Source organism: Pseudomonadota bacterium (genome assembly GCA_016711215.1).
GTDB lineage: Bacteria > Myxococcota_A > Polyangia.
Genome location: JADJTL010000006.1, coordinates 136,845 through 152,731, shown reverse-complemented (window position 1 = coordinate 152,731; position 15,887 = coordinate 136,845). Strand labels below are relative to the sequence as shown.

The 15,887-nt window shown below is 66.0% G+C and carries 17 protein-coding genes; 12 read left to right on the top strand and 5 right to left on the bottom strand.

Features of this window, described 5'->3' with window-relative positions:
- Positions 1-109: 109 nt before the first annotated feature.
- Positions 110-892 (top strand): transposase family protein, encoded by a 783-nt coding sequence (locus IPL40_14980; GenBank protein ID MBK8482445.1) that lies wholly within the window; start codon positions 110-112, stop codon positions 890-892.
- 19 nt (positions 893-911) lie between these two features.
- Here the strand turns inward: IPL40_14980 and IPL40_14975 are convergent, their stop codons facing one another.
- The 4 genes from IPL40_14975 to IPL40_14960 all read right to left on the bottom strand — a co-directional run bounded on the left by IPL40_14975 (position 912) and on the right by IPL40_14960 (position 3,253).
- Positions 912-1,589 carry a hypothetical protein gene (locus IPL40_14975; GenBank protein MBK8482444.1) on the bottom strand — a complete coding sequence of 226 codons (678 nt, stop codon included), beginning with the start codon at positions 1,587-1,589 and terminating at the stop codon, positions 912-914.
- Between the two features lie 58 nt (positions 1,590-1,647).
- A complete protein-coding gene (locus tag IPL40_14970) occupies positions 1,648-2,007 on the bottom strand; it encodes a hypothetical protein (protein ID MBK8482443.1) in 360 nt (119 codons plus the stop codon).
- Between the two features lie 68 nt (positions 2,008-2,075).
- Complete coding sequence (locus IPL40_14965) at positions 2,076-2,849, bottom strand: hypothetical protein (GenBank protein MBK8482442.1); 774 nt, start codon at positions 2,847-2,849, stop codon at positions 2,076-2,078.
- A gap of 116 nt (positions 2,850-2,965) precedes the next feature.
- Positions 2,966-3,253 carry a helix-turn-helix domain-containing protein gene (locus tag IPL40_14960; protein ID MBK8482441.1) on the bottom strand — a complete coding sequence of 96 codons (288 nt, stop codon included), beginning with the start codon at positions 3,251-3,253 and terminating at the stop codon, positions 2,966-2,968.
- Positions 3,254-3,813: 560 nt separating this feature from the next.
- Between IPL40_14960 and IPL40_14955 the strand changes: the two genes are divergently transcribed.
- From IPL40_14955 to IPL40_14905, 11 genes are all read left to right on the top strand, one after another.
- Positions 3,814-4,263, top strand: a complete 450-nt coding sequence (locus IPL40_14955) for a DUF2924 domain-containing protein (protein ID MBK8482440.1) — start codon at positions 3,814-3,816, stop codon at positions 4,261-4,263.
- Positions 4,260-4,586, top strand: a complete 327-nt coding sequence (locus IPL40_14950; protein ID MBK8482439.1) for a recombinase family protein — start codon at positions 4,260-4,262, stop codon at positions 4,584-4,586. The genes IPL40_14955 and IPL40_14950 overlap by 4 nt, the downstream gene beginning before the upstream one ends.
- Entirely contained in the window at positions 4,586-5,839 is a 1,254-nt protein-coding gene (locus tag IPL40_14945) for a recombinase family protein (GenBank protein ID MBK8482438.1), read from the top strand. Before IPL40_14950 ends, IPL40_14945 begins: the two co-directional genes overlap by 1 nt.
- Complete coding sequence (locus IPL40_14940; GenBank protein MBK8482437.1) at positions 5,836-6,225, top strand: hypothetical protein; 390 nt, start codon at positions 5,836-5,838, stop codon at positions 6,223-6,225. Before IPL40_14945 ends, IPL40_14940 begins: the two co-directional genes overlap by 4 nt.
- A 115-nt stretch (positions 6,226-6,340) precedes the next feature.
- On the top strand, positions 6,341-6,541 hold the full coding sequence (locus IPL40_14935; GenBank protein ID MBK8482436.1) for a helix-turn-helix domain-containing protein: 201 nt from the start codon (positions 6,341-6,343) through the stop codon (positions 6,539-6,541).
- A complete protein-coding gene (locus IPL40_14930; protein MBK8482435.1) occupies positions 6,538-7,395 on the top strand; it encodes a DUF1819 family protein in 858 nt (285 codons plus the stop codon). Before IPL40_14935 ends, IPL40_14930 begins: the two co-directional genes overlap by 4 nt.
- On the top strand, positions 7,385-7,921 hold the full coding sequence (locus IPL40_14925) for a DUF1788 domain-containing protein (protein ID MBK8482434.1): 537 nt from the start codon (positions 7,385-7,387) through the stop codon (positions 7,919-7,921). Before IPL40_14930 ends, IPL40_14925 begins: the two co-directional genes overlap by 11 nt.
- Before the next feature lie 10 nt (positions 7,922-7,931).
- Positions 7,932-8,954 carry a hypothetical protein gene (locus tag IPL40_14920; GenBank protein ID MBK8482433.1) on the top strand — a complete coding sequence of 341 codons (1,023 nt, stop codon included), beginning with the start codon at positions 7,932-7,934 and terminating at the stop codon, positions 8,952-8,954.
- Positions 8,951-11,641, top strand: a complete 2,691-nt coding sequence (locus tag IPL40_14915; protein MBK8482432.1) for a hypothetical protein — start codon at positions 8,951-8,953, stop codon at positions 11,639-11,641. Before IPL40_14920 ends, IPL40_14915 begins: the two co-directional genes overlap by 4 nt.
- A 17-nt stretch (positions 11,642-11,658) precedes the next feature.
- On the top strand, positions 11,659-13,488 hold the full coding sequence (locus tag IPL40_14910) for an AAA family ATPase (protein MBK8482431.1): 1,830 nt from the start codon (positions 11,659-11,661) through the stop codon (positions 13,486-13,488).
- Positions 13,489-13,497: 9 nt separating this feature from the next.
- Entirely contained in the window at positions 13,498-15,444 is a 1,947-nt protein-coding gene (locus tag IPL40_14905; protein MBK8482430.1) for an ATP-dependent helicase, read from the top strand.
- Between the two features lie 9 nt (positions 15,445-15,453).
- On the opposite strand, the gene IPL40_14900 is transcribed toward IPL40_14905, so the two are convergent.
- Entirely contained in the window at positions 15,454-15,858 is a 405-nt protein-coding gene (locus IPL40_14900; GenBank protein MBK8482429.1) for a hypothetical protein, read from the bottom strand.
- Between the last annotated feature and the right edge of the window lie 29 nt (positions 15,859-15,887).

Sequence of the window (15,887 nt, the reverse complement as noted above, 5' to 3'; positions counted from 1 at the left end):
GGGACCTACCTCGGGTCCATCCGCACGATCTATCGCGTGCTCGCCGCGGCTGGTGAGACCCAAAGAGCGCCGCAATCAGCGCCGTCCGCAGGCGCACGCGATGCCGTCGTTGACCGCGACCGCGCCCAATCAGGTCTGGACGTGGGACATTACAAAGCTCGCGACGACGCAGAAGGGCGTTTTCTTGATGGCGTACGTCATCATCGACCTCTTCAGCCGGTTCGTCGTCGGTTGGATGGTCGCGACCAAGGAGTGCAAGCACCTCGCAGCCCAGCTCTTCGCCGAGACCATCGCGCGTCACGGCGTCGAGCCCGGCCTGCAGGTCCACGCCGACCGCGGGTCGGCGATGAAGAGCGACACCCTCGCGCAGTTGCTCGACTCGCTCAGCGCATCGCGCAGCTTCAGCCGCCCTCGCGTGTCCAACGACAACCCCTACAGCGAGGCGCAGTTCAAAACCATGAAGTACCAGCCCGACTACCCCGGTCGCTTCGGCTCGGGCTCCACGGCCGCGCTTGGCTCGGCGACTTCTTCGGCTGGCACAACGACGACCATCACCACGCGGGCCTCGCCCTGTTCACCCCGGCCGATGTCTTCTACGGCCGCGTCGCCGAGGTCGCCGGCGACGCGCCAGGTCGCGCTCGACGCCGCGTACCGCACCCATCCTGAGCGCTTCCCCAACGGTGCGCCGCGCGTGCGGCTGCCGCCTGCCGCAGTGCACATCAACCCCATCGTCATCGAGGCCGTCGATATCGCCGCGCTGGCCATCGACAGCGCACCGGACCCGGTCACCGACGACTACGGTCCTGCGCCACCAAACCCAACTGCCACCGACATGCCGATGCCGACCGGGCCGACCTACGGGCGACCGGCCGCGGTGGCTATCGCTACATAGAATTCACGTGCCCACTGTCTCAACCGCGTTGACACGTTCCGAAGCGCCGGTCGATGCATTGCGAGCAGGCCCCGCAGTGGGGGTGCATGTTGGTTCTCGCGCTGACGTGTGCGCAGCTCACGCTGTGTCGAATGAGCCCAGCCGCACCGCTGGCGGCGAGGCGTTCCATGACCTCGGCTCGGGTCTTCAGGACGAACGGATTCTCGATGGTGAGCCGACGTCCGGCGACGGCTTCCAGGATGCGCGAGAAGCCCCAGAGCACCTTGGGGTGCGCGGTCCGGGTCGCGGTGGCACCCACGACTTGGCGAGAAATCGGAAGGTTCAGGCCGATGACGCCATTCTCGAAGAGAAGCACGCGCTCGCGCCCGATGAGATGAGCGACGGCTCCGGCCATCGCAGCGTACAGGAAGGAGCGCGACCGCTGCGTGCGCTCCTGGCGCAGCACCTTGTCCTTCTTGACCACCTCGATGGCCACGTGATCCGGGCCCCACCCCTTCGAGAGCCCTTGAAGGTCGGTGATGAGCTGGCGCTGGATCGCCCAGGTCTTCGAGGCAGAGCGGTGGCTGACCAGGATGACGTTCTTCTTTCCCCCGAGGGCGAGTTCGGCGGCGCCAGCAAGAGAGTCGAGGCCGCCGGAGAACAGCGCGACTTCATCGATGTGGTCCCAGGAGAGGAACGGCGCCCCGTCGTTCGTCAAGAACGTCAACTGCTCGGGAGCGAGCCGCTGCGCAGGCTTGAACTCGAATGTGTAGGAGTCATCCGAGAGGAAGCCGAGGGGTCTGTTCGAGCAACTCCCGCATCTGGGGAGTCGACCACAGGTCCGGGCACTCCACGCCCACGACAAATCGGAAGCGCCGGTTCCATTTCGCGTTGAGGTCGGGGTCGCGGCGGTCGCCGCGCAGCACGGCGGAGTCCGCGGCCAGCACGTAGGAGGCGATGACGATCAGATCTCGGAACTGCGGGGAGAGCCGGCCCGTCAACTTGTCGCAGATGCCGCCGATGTCGACGCCGATGTTCTTGTCGGGTCCGATGGTGGCCAGGCGCAGCGCATCCTCCGGCGCGTCCGGATGGTCGACCCCTCCGCAGAGGAACCAGCGTTCGGTGGGGCAGGCCACTCGGCCGCCCGACGCCGCGGGGTGGGGCCGAGCGGGAGCCGCCCCGGGGCTGTGTTCGACGGGGCCGGTCATTCGGCCGCCCCACGCCGCAGCTCGCCGCGGATCTTCTTCAGCGCATACCCGAGGAACTTGGTGGTGCGCTCCTCGGTGAGGTCCTTCTCGAAGCGGGCCTTGGAGTACCAGCCGCCGGCGAAGGACTCGACAATCTTGGACGCCTGGCGGCAGTGCAGCTCGAGCGCCGTGGAGAACGCCTGCTTCTCGTCGAGGCCTTCAAAGCGCCGGCCCTCGCCAACGTGTTGTGGCAGCTCCTTGCTGACGTAGTAGGTGAGGTAGCGCTCGGTGAAGTGGGCAAAGAAGTCTCGCGCGAGATGCCCGAACTGCATCTCGGTCGCGACCTTCCCAAGCTCTCTGCGCACGTCGTCGGGAGTGCTCCCCCAAAGCGAGGTCGCGCGATCCCGAAGGAAGCCCGACAACGTCTCGACGGCGGCGAGCTGCGCCAGTTCACCTGGACCACTTCGCGCCTTCAGGGAGTCGACATGCCGGTCGACAGCACCGGTGAACGCCGAGGTGAGGTCCGCCGCCGACGGCTTGTCCGAGACGGAGAGTCCGAGGTCGCGCAGTGCCGCCGCGAAGTCCTTACTGCGCGCGGCGTCTGGGAGCTGGCTCAGGAGCCAGAACGCCCTCTTGAGCCCCGGGTCATTAGCGACCTTGGAGAGGTCCTCGTCGACCGCGTCGAGAGTAGCCGCCGCGACCGCGGCCGAGCTCGCACCGCCTCCAACGAGGTCGATGAGCTCCTTCCATCGCCGCGTTCGCGGCAGCGTGCCGAGACGAATGTGTCCCATTCAGAATCGTCCTCGGCCAGCTGCCACCGCCCGGCTGAGCTCGGACGAAGGCGTGCGACACCCGGGGTGCTGGAACTGGTCCTTCGGCTGGTACTTCAACCCCATGGTGTGCCCGCCTACCTGCGCCCTCGCGCCTTGAGGATCTCGAGCGACCGAGCTTTCCCTGAGTCCCGGCGCAGGTAGTCCTTGCGGACAAGCTGGGTCACCAGCTCGTGCGCGCTCGCCGGCGCGATGCCCAGCTCCTCGCCAAGCTCCTTGATGGTCGGGGGGAAGCCGCGCCGCCCGATGTACGAACGGATGGCTTCGAGCGTGCGCCGCTGGCGCTCGGTGATCTTCTCGACAGGTGGTCGGCCGCGTCGCGAACTCGCGGAGCCGTGAGTGCCAGCAGTCTTCTTCTTCGCCATCTGCGGATGCCCCCCTTCGGCCGTTCGCACAGACTGTCGCTCTTGGTCCTCTTAAATTAGGCCGGACGGACCGCAGGGTCAATTCAGGAAGTCAGGAAAAGCCGTAGCTCATGGAAGCCACGCGCCACGCTCGCCGACACTTTCGACCAGCCCCCGGTAGGTAAACAGCGATGGCGCCGCCTGCGCAGATGCGCGCTCGCCATCGACGGGAGCGGCAGATGGACGAGACGACCAGCGCGACGGGAGAGCGTGACAACGAGGACGAGCTCGGCCCCGCGGAGCGCCGCAAGGCTGCAGCGCGGATTCTCGCACGCGGCATCCGCCGGCTCCTGACACGAGCCTCGCCCGCTGCTGGACCGGCTGTGCTGCCCTCATCTCCCCGCGGAGCTGACGCGCCCGACGACGTCTCGGTGGCAGCCGGAAAACGGGAGAGCGTTGCCTTGCCTGTGGTCCCACGTCGAGCGCTCATGTCGAAGGTGAGAGCGGATTAACGGCCGGAGACCACCCGTAGAAAGAGAGGCAGCCAGATGGCGAAAAGAGACGACGGCCTAATCAAGGAGATGATGGCGGTGCGCAAGCTCTCCATGGAGGAGCTGCGCGCGCGGTACCTCAAGCTGTTCGGCGAGGAGAGCAAGAGTCGCAACAAGGACTTCCTCTTCAAGCGCATCGCGTACCGGCTGCAGGAGCGCAAATACGGGGGCCTCACCGAGGCAGCTCGTGCGCGCGCCGAGGTCCTCGCGGAGCAGGCGCCGGTGCGAAGGCGCCTGCCACCGGGCGCCGCCGAGGAACTGGCCTGCGCGGCCCGGCCGCGTGACCCTCGACTGCCGCCACCCGGGACGGTGCTCCACCGAGCGCTCGACGGGGCCAAGCACGAGGTCACCGTCCTCGATGACGGCTTCGAGTACCGCGGCGAGCGGTTCAAGAGCCTCTCGGTGCTCGCCAGCAAAATCGCAGGGACGCGTTGGAACGGCTACGGCTTCTTCGGCCTCCTCCAGCGGGAGAGCGCATGACCACGGCGAGCGCCAACGGCAAGGCGCCCCGCCAGATCCGCTGCGCCATCTACACGCGGAAGTCCACGAGCGAGGGGCTCGACATGGACTTCAACACGCTCGACGCGCAGCGCGAAGCGGCCGAGCACTACATCCGCAGCCAAGCCGCGATGGGCTGGACGGCGCTCCCCACGCGCTACGACGACGGCGGGTTCACCGGCGGGAACCTCGACCGACCGGCGATGCAGCGGCTGCTCGACGACATCGACCGCGGCGAGGTGGACGCGGTGGTCGTCTACAAAGTCGACCGCCTTCACGCTCACTCCTCGACTTCGCCCGGGTGATGGAGCGGTTCGAGAAGAAGAACGTCGGGTTCGTCTCCATCACTCAGCACTTCGACACGTCGTCATCGATGGGCCGATTGGTCCTGAACGTTTTGCTTTCCTTCGCCCAGTTCGAGCGCGAGCTGATCAGCGAGAGAACCCGGGACAAGATTGCCGCCGCCCGCCGCCGCGGGAAGTGGACTGGCGGCCCGCCCGTCCTGGGCTACCGCGTGGACACCGATCGGCGCGCGCTCGCCGTGGTTCCCGACGAGGCCGAGGTGGTTCGGCTCGCGTTCGAGCTGTACCTGAAGACGCGCTCCATTGGCGCGGTCGCGGCGCGGCTCAACTCCCTTGGCCACACGCAGAAGCGCCACACCACGAAGGGCGGCAAGCAGGTCGGCGGCAGGCCCTGGGACAAGAACGCCGTCCATCGGCTCCTGCGGAACCCGCTCTACGCGGGCAAGGTCAGGCTGAAGGACGAGCTTCACCCCGGCGAGCAACCTCCCCTCGTCAGCACGGACGTCTTCGAGCGCGTCGAGAAGTGCCTCGCTGGCCGCTCCACCGGGCGCGGCGTGCGCCGCAGCCGGCGGCCGGAGTTCCTGCTGACGGGCATCCTCCGGTGCCAGGCGTGCGACTCGGCCATGACCTCGTCCATGGGTCGCGGCCGCAACGGCAAGAGCTACCGGTACTACCGGTGCTACCGGGAGGCCAGCGAAGGGACGCCCTGCCCCACCGGGCTGGTCGCGGCCGACCAGGTCGAGGGCGACGTCATTGCCCAGGTGCGCGAGGCCGCGAAGAAGGGCGACCTCCAGCGTGAGATTCTCGCCGACCTCAACGAGGACGATGGCTCTCAGGCGGAGGTCCAGGCCCAGCGCGAGCGCCTGACCGCGCGGCTCGCCGAGATGAACGGCGAGGCCCGACGCCTGCTGGCGGCGTTCTCCAACGGGGGCGCGGGCAGCAAGCTCATGGTCGAGCGCCTCGGGGAGCTGGAAGCGGACATGGACCGCGTCCGCCTCGAACTTGGCGAGGTCGAGGCGCGCCTGCGGGGCGCTGACGGCGTACGCCACGAGGTCGAGCAGGTGGCGGAGTTCCTCAACGCGTTCGACGGGCTGTGGGACACGCTCGTCCCGGCCGAGCGCCGCGAGTTTCTGCACACGCTGGTGCGCCGCGTCTCGGTGGACAGCGCAGCCCGGGAGCTGCACGTCAAGCTCTTCGACCTCGAGGAATGCTCACCGCGCGGCCCGGCCGGCCTTGCCGCGGAGGGCGCGCCATGACCGACATCACGATCACGTTCGAGCCGAGGGCCCGCGCCCGTGAGCGTCGCGTTGCGGAGGCCGCTGCAAGGCCGCCCCGTCGCTACCCCGCGCGCGTCGCTCGGCAACTCGCGCTGGCGCACGCCCTCCAGCGAAGGGTCGATGTCGGCGAGTTCGCTGACCACGCAACCATGTCCCGGGCGCTCGGCCTCACCCGAGCGCGGATCAGCCAGCTCATGGACCTGCTTCTCCTAGCGCCCGACATCCAGGCCGAGATTCTGTTCCTTGAAGTGCCGCCGGGAGCGCAGCCCGTCAGCGAGCGCCGGCTCAGGGACGCCGTACTCGACTCGCTCGACTGGGGCGAGCAGCGACGCCGCTGGGACCAGCTACTGCCTCGTAAGTACTGATATCGCCTCGTTCTCTCCTGAAGATGACTGTTGTTGGTCCATTCCTGACGTGTTAGGTTCTGCCCGATTCTATTATGACTAGGCCGAACCAGACCGTGCGAGGTCGGAGACGAGCATGACGGACGACCGCTGGCTCTCCGTGGAGGAGATCGCGGAGCACATCGGAGTCACGAAGGACTCCGTCTACCGCTGGATCGAGCGCAAGGGGCTGCCGGCGCACAAGGTCGGCAAGCTCTGGAAGTTCAAGAAGGAAGAGGTGGACGAGTGGGTGCGGTCGGGTCATGCGCACGAAGATGGCGAGAAGGTGGAGCGGTGAGCCTGATCGAGGGGGACACCGTGTCGGCCGCGGGCCGCTCCGGCCGGCGGGGAAACGGCGGCCTGCCGGTTTCTCCTGCCTTCACCTTTCCTGCAACCCGGGAGGGCCAGCCCTACGTGTCGCGCCTCGCGTCGCGCGCGGCGTTCTACGCAGAGCTGCATTCGCTGCTCGCTGCGGTGGAAGGCGCCGTTCCCCGCGCGGAGTATCGCCGCCGCGTCATCGAGGACAACGTGCTCTCGCGTCGCACCGCCGCCGCGCGCGAGAAGACCTGGAAGGAGCTGGCGGCGCGCTACGGCATCGACGGCGCGTCCCCTCTGTTTCGTGCATTTCTCGAAGAGTATCGACGGGCCTCATCGGAGAATGACCGCGCACTTACGGCCTACCTTCTCTTCGCGCTCCACGACCGCCTCGTCTGTGACCTCGGCACCGAGTGGATCTACCAGTACCTCAGGACCGCGCCGGGTGATCTACGGACGGCCGACGTGCTCGCGTTCCTCAGGTCGCGCGAGCGGAGCCACCCGGAAATCGCCGGCTGGTCGACGTCGTCGCGCGAGAACATCGCGAGCCACTACCTTTCGGCGCTCAAGGAGTTTGGCCTCGCGCGCGGGGCGCAGCGCAAAGCGAGCGTCCGACCAGCGCCCGGATCGGCATCCGTCCGCTTCCTTCTCCGCGCCCTGCAGCTTTCCGGTGTGGGCAACCTGGCGGCGGTCCAGTCGCCATTGTTCCGGCTGCTTGGCCTCTCGCTCGACGAGACGGTCGACCTCCTCTTCCGGTTGAGCGCGACCGGGTCGCTCCGCTGCCGGATTCAGGGCGACGTCGTCGATCTCGATCTCGGGGGTCCCAATGGACCTTGAGACGAAGATGCGGTCGCTGCGCGAGATGCTGCTCCAGCCTCCGGCCGACCCTTCGGTACGGACCGACTCAAGCGTTCTCGTCGTCTATCCGCCGGAGGAGGAGAACGACTTCCGCGATCACCTTCAAAAGCTTCTGCACCTCCTCACGGAACGCAGCGTGGCCTTCCGCCACGTCGACCTCACTACCCTGCCGTTCGAAGTGCTCGAGGCGCGAGGGCTGCTGCCAGACGTCTTTACCCAGGAGTTCGAGGATCTCGCCGCCATCAAGCGTGGCCTCGCCCGCGCGGTGCAGGATGCGCTCAAGCAGCGTGTCGAGAAGGCTGCCGCCGAGGTTTCTTCGGGCGCGGTGATCCTCAGCGCCACGGCGTCGCTCTATCCCGTCATCAAGTTCGCCGATGTCCTCGCCGACCTGCGGCACTTGCCCTGCCGGATCATTCTCGCGTTTCCGGGGCACGAGGAGGGCGGCAAGCTCTACTTCATGAACCAGCGCGACGGGTACAACTACCTCGCAGTGAAGCTGAGCTGAGGAGCACATGATGCCGATCCGAGACCTGTTCGTGCGGGACCTGGGGCGCAAGATTGAAGGCGTCGTCAAAGTCTACGACCACGCTGCGCTCGCGCAGGAGATCCGCGAGTTCGTCCTCACCGACTGGACGGAGGAGAAGCTTAAGAACGTCCTCGACACTTTCACCGAGAGCTTGGATGCCCGCCGCAAGCGGGCCCAGCCCATGGACGACATGGGCATCTGGATCTCCGGCTTCTTCGGCAGCGGCAAGTCGCACTTCGCCAAGCTCGTTGGCTACCTCCTCCAGAACCAGGCCGTCGATGCGGAGACCGCCGAATCGGCGATGGACCTGTTCGAGAAGCACCTCAACGACGGCCGGTTCGCGCGGGACATCAAGCGGCGCCTGGGTGAGATCCGATTGGCCGCAAGCGTCAAGACGGTGGCCTTCGAAATCAAATCGAAGCAGACGCTGAACAATCCGAACTCGGTCGCGGAGATCCTCCTCTCGACGTTCTACGAATCCCTTGGCTACTCCGACGCCATCTACCTGGCTCGCATTGAGAAGCGACTCGAATCGCGCAGCCGCTACGGAGACTTCAAAGGCGAGTACCACAAACTGTTCGGGCAGACCTGGGAGGAGGGTCGCAAGGAGCACGAGTTCAACCGCTCCCGCATCGCCAAGGTCATGGCGCGCATCTACCCCGAAGAGTACTCCACCGAGAAGGCCGCCCAGGACGGGTTGATGGACGCCTACCGCACCGAGAAGGTCACGGCGGAGTCGGTCGCGAAGGAACTCGTCGAGTGGGTGGACTCACAGCCCACGACCGGGGGCCGCCAGGCCCACCTCATGTTTGTCGTCGACGAGATGGGGCAGTTCATCGGCGATGACCGCAACAAGATCGAGGAGCTGCGGGCTCTCGTCGAGCAGCTCGGGAACCAGGGCAAAGGAAAGATCTGGCTCGTCGTCACTTCGCAGCAAGCGCTGGAGCAGGTGTGCGACCGCGCCAACCTCCAGCTTCCGCTCTCGGCAAGCTCGACGCCCGTTTCTGCGTGAAGGTGGGACTCATCTCCGATGAGATCAACAAGGTCGTCGGAGAGCGGATCCTCAAGAAGCGCGAGGCGAAGACCGCGGAACTCGCGACCCTCTACGCCGAGCACGAAGGCTTCCTGTCGCAGCTCGGCGATCTGAAGAGCACGCGCAACCTCGTCAAGCTCGACCGCGACCCATTCATCGCGAGCTACCCCTTTCTCCCGCAGACCATCAAGCTCGCCCAGGACATCTTCGAGGCGCTCTCGGGCTTTCGCATCTCTGGTGGCGTCCGGAGCATGATCTCGGTGACGCAGGACGTTGCACGAGAGCTGGCCGACCAGGATGTCGGGGCACTCGCCGGCTTCGATCAGGTCTTCGATGCCATCGAGAAGGACCTCTACTCTCAGGAATACCTCGGGGCGAGTGGCGTCCAGGCGATCCGAGAGAGCACCGACCGTGTCCCGGGCACGAAGGTGAAGCCGCCACGAGTCCTCAAGGTTCTCTGGCTGCTCCAGCGCGTGACGTTCGTGCCGCGCACGCCAGAGGTCATCGCGAAGCTGCTCGTACGTGACGTGCGGGCGGACCTCCCCGCATTGCGGATCGACGTCGAGCAAACGCTGCTCGCATTGCAGGCCGCGGGATACGTCGCGCGGGACGAGTCGAGCGGTGAGTACAAGTACCTGAACGAGAAGGAACGAACCATCGAGCAGGAGGTCCAGCGGGTCGTCCGCGACATGGGGCTCGGCCCCGCGGTCCGGCAGGCCAAGGAGCTGCTCAAGGCACGCATTCTCACCAAGGGGAAGCTCGACCAGTTCCAGATCCGGCACGGCAAGTCGCAGGCTCTCTTCGCCTACAACGTCCAGCTCGACGGCGAGGACCTGGCGACCGGAAACGAACTCGCGGTCTCGTTCATCGGTCCGCTGTCAGCCAAGAAGAAGGACCGCACGGAGATCGAGCGCGAGAACAAGGCACGCGGGACCAAGGGGCGCGCGCTGCATTGGATTGCCTCGACACCGGAGTCGCTGGAGGCACGGCTCAAGCGGTACGAGGCGCTCCGAAAGCTCACGGAGGACGAGCGCTTCACGAAGGACACTGCGAAGTCGACACAGGACGCCTTGGGTGAGAAGCGCAAGGAGCTTGCCGCGATCGAGGAGTCGCTGGCTCGGGATCTCGAGCGTTCGTTCCGCGAAGGGCGGATGTACGTGAGCGGCGATGAGCACGAACTCGACGGGAGCCGCGACCTCAAGACCGCCCTCCAGGACGCCGGCAAGACGCTCGCCGGGAACCTCTACACTCGCTTCTCGGACGCCGACAAGCGCTTCGACTTCCGGAACGTCGCGCGCATCCTGAACCCGGCCGAGAAGAAGCTGCACGAGGTCGAACCCGAGCTCGACCTCTTCGACTCTCAGGGAATGCTGCAACGAGAGCGGCCACTCCTCGCGACCGTCCTTGAAGTTCTCAAGGACCTCGCGGACGAGAACAAGCCGACCGACGGCGCATCACTCCTGGCTTTCTTCTCCAAGATTCCGTTCGGGTGGCCGTCGGAGATCGTCCGCCTCACGCTCGCGGCCGCGCTCCGTGGGGGCGCGGTGTATCTGGAAACCCCCAGTGCGCAGGGGACGCGCGAGCTCTTCGACTACACTGAGTCAGGAACTGCCGACCTGTTCACGAAGGTGAACACGTTCAAAGGCGTCACCTTCCGCATCGCGCAAAGCGGCCTTTCCGTCGAGGAGCTGAAGGCAGCTGCCAAGCTGCTCGTTCGGCTCGGCATCACGGATGTGCCAGAGGCGGGGAACGTGATCGCGGCGCGCGTCCGAGATGTCGGATCGCGCCTGATCGAAGCTGGGGAGCGCGCACGGACCTACGTCGGCTTTGCCCTCCCACTGCCCGAGGTCTACAAGGGAGCCGAGGCGCTCTGCAAGAAGGCCACGACAGCGAAGGACCCAACGTCGGTCGTCAAGGACTTCCTCGCGCGTGCGGATGAATGGGTCGGACTCAACAAGTTCGCCACCGACTTCTCTGCCTTCCTCGCCGATGGCCGGGACAAGACATTCGACCTCTCCCGGAGGGTCCTCGACCTCTGTCACAAGCAGCCGGTTCCTGCCGATCGACCCGAGGCCGTGGAAATCCGCCAGGGCATGGAGGATGCGCAGGCGGTCGTCCGTGACCGCGCGATCCTCGAGAAGTGGATCGCCTACCGAGATGCCTACCACCGCGTGCTGGCCCGCTATCGGTCGGCGTACGAGCAGGTCCACGACAGCGTTGCTGAGGAGACCTTGGGCCTCAGGAACGAGCTGCTGGACAGCGATCCCTACCGCAAAGCACCGGAGGCCAAGCGCGACGCAGTGCTCGACCGGTACTTCGGCGCCGAGGGGCCCCTGCATCTCGCGAATGCCGACGTCAGCACGGCCGAGGACCTACTCGCCGCTTCGGGCCGCCACAGCCTGAGCGCCTTGCAAGGGATTGCCGTGGGGCTTCCCGGCTGGCGGTCCACCATTGAGGCGGACCTGTTGAAACTGGCCAAGCCAGAACCGGGGCCGACACCGCCGGCGCCGCCAGCCGAGAAGACTTACGAGTGGCGGCCCCTGGCCGAACTCGGCGGTCGTTCCTTCGGCCCACACGCGGCGAAGGAGTTGGAGCGCAGGCTCGACCAGCTCAAGGAACGGCTCAAGCAGAAGCTCGCGGAAGGCTTCACGGTAGTCGTGAAGTAGACGGAGAACGCTCGAGGATGCGCATAGCCAGGATCCATATCGAGAACTTCAGGTGCCTGCGAGGCTTCGACCTCGCGCCGAAATCCGACATCAACCTTCTCATCGGCGAGAACAACACCGGCAAGTCGAGCCTCCTCCAAGCGCTGGATCGTGCCCTCGGGCGCGGGACCACGTTTGATCTAGAGGACTTCTTTGTCGATGCTGCGAACGCCGCTCCCGCCGCGCTGCCAACGATCCGCATCGACCTCGAACTCCGAGCGACGCCGGAAACGGACTTCAGCACGGCGTTCACCGCCGACTTTGTAGACAACATCGACTTCGATTCGGTCGGCGCGCCCTTTCTCAATTTCCGCACTGAGGCCTCGTTCGATTCAGCAGAGAGCAGAATCCGCGTCGACTACTTCTCGGTGAAAGCCGACGGAACCACGCGGCGGATGCCGACGAGCAAGCGCGGCGTACTTCGCCGCTTCATTCCTTTCTACCTCGCTGACGCGTTCAGAGACACGCTCCGTGAGCTCCGGAACCGCCGTGGCTTCTGGGGACGGCTCGTCGACTCCGTTCTTCTCGATCCGACGACCGCAGCCTCGGTTGCCACTGCACTGCAAGCCATCAACACGTCGATCCTCGCTGCAACGCCTCGTCTCGCCGAGATACGCGACCGCTTCCGAGAGATCGGGCGGATCATCCCGACCGCGCCTGCCCCCAACGACGTCGTCGTGAACCCAGTGGCAGTGGACCCGGCCAGCGTTCTTCGGAACCTGGAGGTTCTACTTCAGACCCTCGACTCTCCGCGCGGCTTCGCACTCGACAGGCACGGCGAGGGGACGCGCAGCGTAGGGTACCTGGTCATCGTTCGGGCGTTCGTCGACCTCCTTGCACGTGAAGAAAATGACAACACGGAAGCGGAACCGGTCCTCGGCATAGAGGAGCCTGAGGTACACCTCCATCCGCACGCCCGGCGCGCGATTGCCGGCGTGCTCGGGGCGCTGGAGCGCCAGACGTTCGTCACGACCCACTCGACAGCCATCGCCCGGCAGGCGGCCGCCGACCACGTAACCTTGCTCCGACGTGCGGGTGGTGGTTGCGTTGCTTCTCAAGTTCCCGTCGAGGACCCAACCAACGCCGGGGCGCCCTTCCTCTCTCCGCGGCAGCGCTCGATCTTGGAGCGGGAGCTTCGTTCTGGTGCGGCCGAAGTCTTTTTCGCCCGAGCAGTGCTTCTCTTCGAGGGCGAATCCGAAGTGCGTGCTCTGCCGTGCTTCGCGCGCGCGTTGGGCATCGATCTCCATCTCCATGGGATCTCGCTGGTGCCCGTGGACGGCAAGGCATACGTGCCCTTGCTTCGAATTATCGGCTCTGCCGCTCTCGGCATCCCATGGGCAATCCTGTCCGATGGGGAGGACCTCGAGGAGGTTGCCGGGCACCTCGTGACCGCCGGCCTCGCCACGCAGACCGCCGTGGACACCGCGAAGACCGCAGGACGGTTGCGCGAAGACGTTCTTCTGCCGCACGACTGCTTCGCTCTTGGGTCGGGCCACGACCTCGAGGCAGCGCTGATATTCAGTGGTGCGCGAACCGAATACGAAGCGGCAATCAATGCTCATCTCGGTGCCGGAGCGCTGGCGAGGTTCGTGGCCGCCGATCCAACTCGTGCTCTGCTCACGGCCGAGGAACGAGTTCATCAATTCATGAAAGAGGGGCGTGGAGACAAGTGGAAAACGCTGTTCGCCGGCATCGTCGCCGACCAGATCACTGCTGGTGGTACTGACCCGGCGCGCGTCCCGCCGCTCATCGCGACCGCACTCAACCGGGTTCGGGACTTCGCGACGAGCGCCGCGGTGAAGGCGTAGGAGATACGGATGGATCCAACGCGCATCAACGCACCGGCTGGCAGAAGAGCGGAGTCCTTTGACGAGGAACTGCCGCCACTGGATGGCGCGTACCTCGTCCTGGCCGGACCGGGCACTGGCAAGACCACGCTCCTCGTCCAACGCGCACGTCATGTGCTCGAGACGAAAGGGATGGAGAAGACCAAGGTGCTCGCCTTGACCTTCACGAATAAGGCGGCCGCCGAGATGAAGACTCGGCTCAACTCGGAGATCCCCGACTCCGAAGCCCGCACCTTCATCGGCACATTCCACGCCTTCGGCAGCCACGTCCTCCGTGCTCACGGCCACGCGATCGGCATTCCCTCCGAATTCGTCGTCTACGACGAGCGAGATCAACTCGCGCTTCTGGAGCAGCTTCAGGAGCAGGGCCAAGTCCCAACCGGCGTCAATCTAGAGAGCCTCGTCCACGCATTCTCGCGCCTGAAGAGCCGCGGGCTCCTGGGCGACCTCAAACAGGACGAGGTACCAGACATCTCAGTCAACCTCCGGGCAATGCACGAGACCTACCGGAGTGCGTTGAGGGCGGCCGGCGCCCTCGACTTCGGCGACCTCGTCCTCGAGTGCGTCCGGCTCTTCCGAGAGCGACCCCAGGTACTCCGTCTCTACCGCGTGGCGTTCGGGTACGTCCTGGTTGATGAGTTCCAGGACACGACGCCGTCCCAGTACGAGTTGCTACAGATGCTGGTCGACGCGAAGGCCCTTCTGCTATTTGCGGTCGCGGACGAGGACCAGCTCATCTTCGAGTGGAACGAGGCACGTCTGGAAACCCTGAACCGCGTCTGCACAGACTTCCAAGCGAAGGTGATCTACTCGACGTTGAGCCATCGATGCCCCCCCAATATCGTAGAGGCCGCCAACGCAGTCATTGCACGTAACCGGTTCCGGTTCCCGGGCAAGCCGGAGATTCGTTCGAAGCGCACCGATGTCGAGCCGATCCGCGTCTTCGAGGCGGCCGACGAGAACCAAGAAGCATCGTTCGTCGTTACGACGGTGAAGGATCTGCGGCGACTCGGCTTGCGGTCTGCCGACATTGGGATCATCGCTCGCGCGCGGCGCCTGTTGGATCAGATCGAGGAGGCGCTGGTCGCGGAGGGGATCCCGGCCGCGCGCCCGAGCATCGCTGGTCTAGGTGGCACCGAAGAGGCCGAGGCGATTCTCCGCCTCCTGCGGTGGCTCCAGAACAGCCGCGACGAACAGAGCGCCCGACACCTGGTCTCGGTTCTATGTCCGGAGGCCGCGGACGCTTTCGAGAGCGCGGTACGTGCGGCGCGAGAGAAGGCGATCGGCGTTGAAGCGGCGCTCGTGGGGGAGCTACCGTCCGAGGACGACCCGACCCTGCGAGCGCTCGTGGAGCACATCGCTCGATGGAGGCTGCTCGCCCGAGACACGCATCGGCTCCTGGCAACGCTGCGGGCGGAGCTCCCGGGGCTGTTTCCGGACTCACCCGAGAACGGAAGCGCGCGCGTGGAGGCTGCGCGGGTTCTTGATGAGCTCGAGCGGTTACGGCAGGGTATTTCCACCAGCGGGCGGCTTGCTCTTCCCGATTTCCTCCTCGGGTTGCCTCAGCTCGTCAGTGCCGGGGCGCTTGTCGGGGCGTCGTCACGTGACGGTACCGTCTCCCTACTCACTTACCACCAGGCGAAGGGCCTGGAGTTCTCGGCGGTGTTCCTGACCGCGCTCGAGGCCGAAATCTTCCCCGACTTCCGCAGCGAACGGGACCTGCGGCGGATGGAGGAAGAACGGCGGCTCTTCTACGTCGGCATCACTCGAACGAAGTCTCGCCTCTATCTGACCTCCGCCCGACAGCGGCGGACCGTACGAGGGAACCTTCGAGGCCGTGACCAATCGTCGTTTCTCGGGGAGATCCCTGCGCAGCTCCTTCAGCGCGTAGCACTGGCGGGCGGAGTGAAACCATGACGATCGCCCTCACGCCGCGCGCGCTGGAAGCTCCTCGAGGACGACCTCGGGAGAGAGATGAAGCGCCTCGGGCTCGAGCGGGACGAGGCGCCGGTGCCGATCGCGAAGCTCGACTATCTCAGCGACGAGGAACGGGCCATCCGGCGACACCTCGACGCGCTCCTCGCTCGGGAGACGAAGACCGAAGGAACGCGCGAGCGGGGCCACGACGCCGTCCGACGTGAGATGGCGTACACCTGCCTGAATCGGCTCGTAGGCCTTCGGTGCATGGAGGCGCGTGGGCTCCTGACCGTGGACGGTGAAGTCACCGAGGTCATCACGACCCGGCCAGAATACGGCGGGCTCTCGCGGCTTCTGCGCGACCTCCGGGCAGCCGGGGGTCGAAGTACAAGCGAGCAGAGGACGCGGAGGCACTGCTCCTCCAGGACGGCCTCACGCAGGCC

Bases quoted from the DNA above. Each gene is read 5' to 3' on its own strand.
- IPL40_14905 (MBK8482430.1), top strand. From the start codon at position 13,498: ATGGATCCAACGCGCATCAACGCACCGGCTGGCAGAAGAGCGGAGTCC.
- IPL40_14935 (MBK8482436.1), top strand. From the start codon at position 6,341: ATGACGGACGACCGCTGGCTCTCCGTGGAGGAGATCGCGGAGCACATC.
- IPL40_14950 (MBK8482439.1), top strand. From the start codon at position 4,260: ATGACCACGGCGAGCGCCAACGGCAAGGCGCCCCGCCAGATCCGCTGC.
- IPL40_14910 (MBK8482431.1), top strand. From the start codon at position 11,659: ATGCGCATAGCCAGGATCCATATCGAGAACTTCAGGTGCCTGCGAGGC.
- IPL40_14960 (MBK8482441.1), bottom strand. From the start codon at position 3,253: ATGGCGAAGAAGAAGACTGCTGGCACTCACGGCTCCGCGAGTTCGCGA.
- IPL40_14925 (MBK8482434.1), top strand. From the start codon at position 7,385: ATGGACCTTGAGACGAAGATGCGGTCGCTGCGCGAGATGCTGCTCCAG.
- IPL40_14945 (MBK8482438.1), top strand. From the start codon at position 4,586: ATGGAGCGGTTCGAGAAGAAGAACGTCGGGTTCGTCTCCATCACTCAG.
- IPL40_14940 (MBK8482437.1), top strand. From the start codon at position 5,836: ATGACCGACATCACGATCACGTTCGAGCCGAGGGCCCGCGCCCGTGAG.
- IPL40_14965 (MBK8482442.1), bottom strand. From the start codon at position 2,849: ATGGGACACATTCGTCTCGGCACGCTGCCGCGAACGCGGCGATGGAAG.
- IPL40_14920 (MBK8482433.1), top strand. From the start codon at position 7,932: ATGCCGATCCGAGACCTGTTCGTGCGGGACCTGGGGCGCAAGATTGAA.
- IPL40_14955 (MBK8482440.1), top strand. From the start codon at position 3,814: ATGATGGCGGTGCGCAAGCTCTCCATGGAGGAGCTGCGCGCGCGGTAC.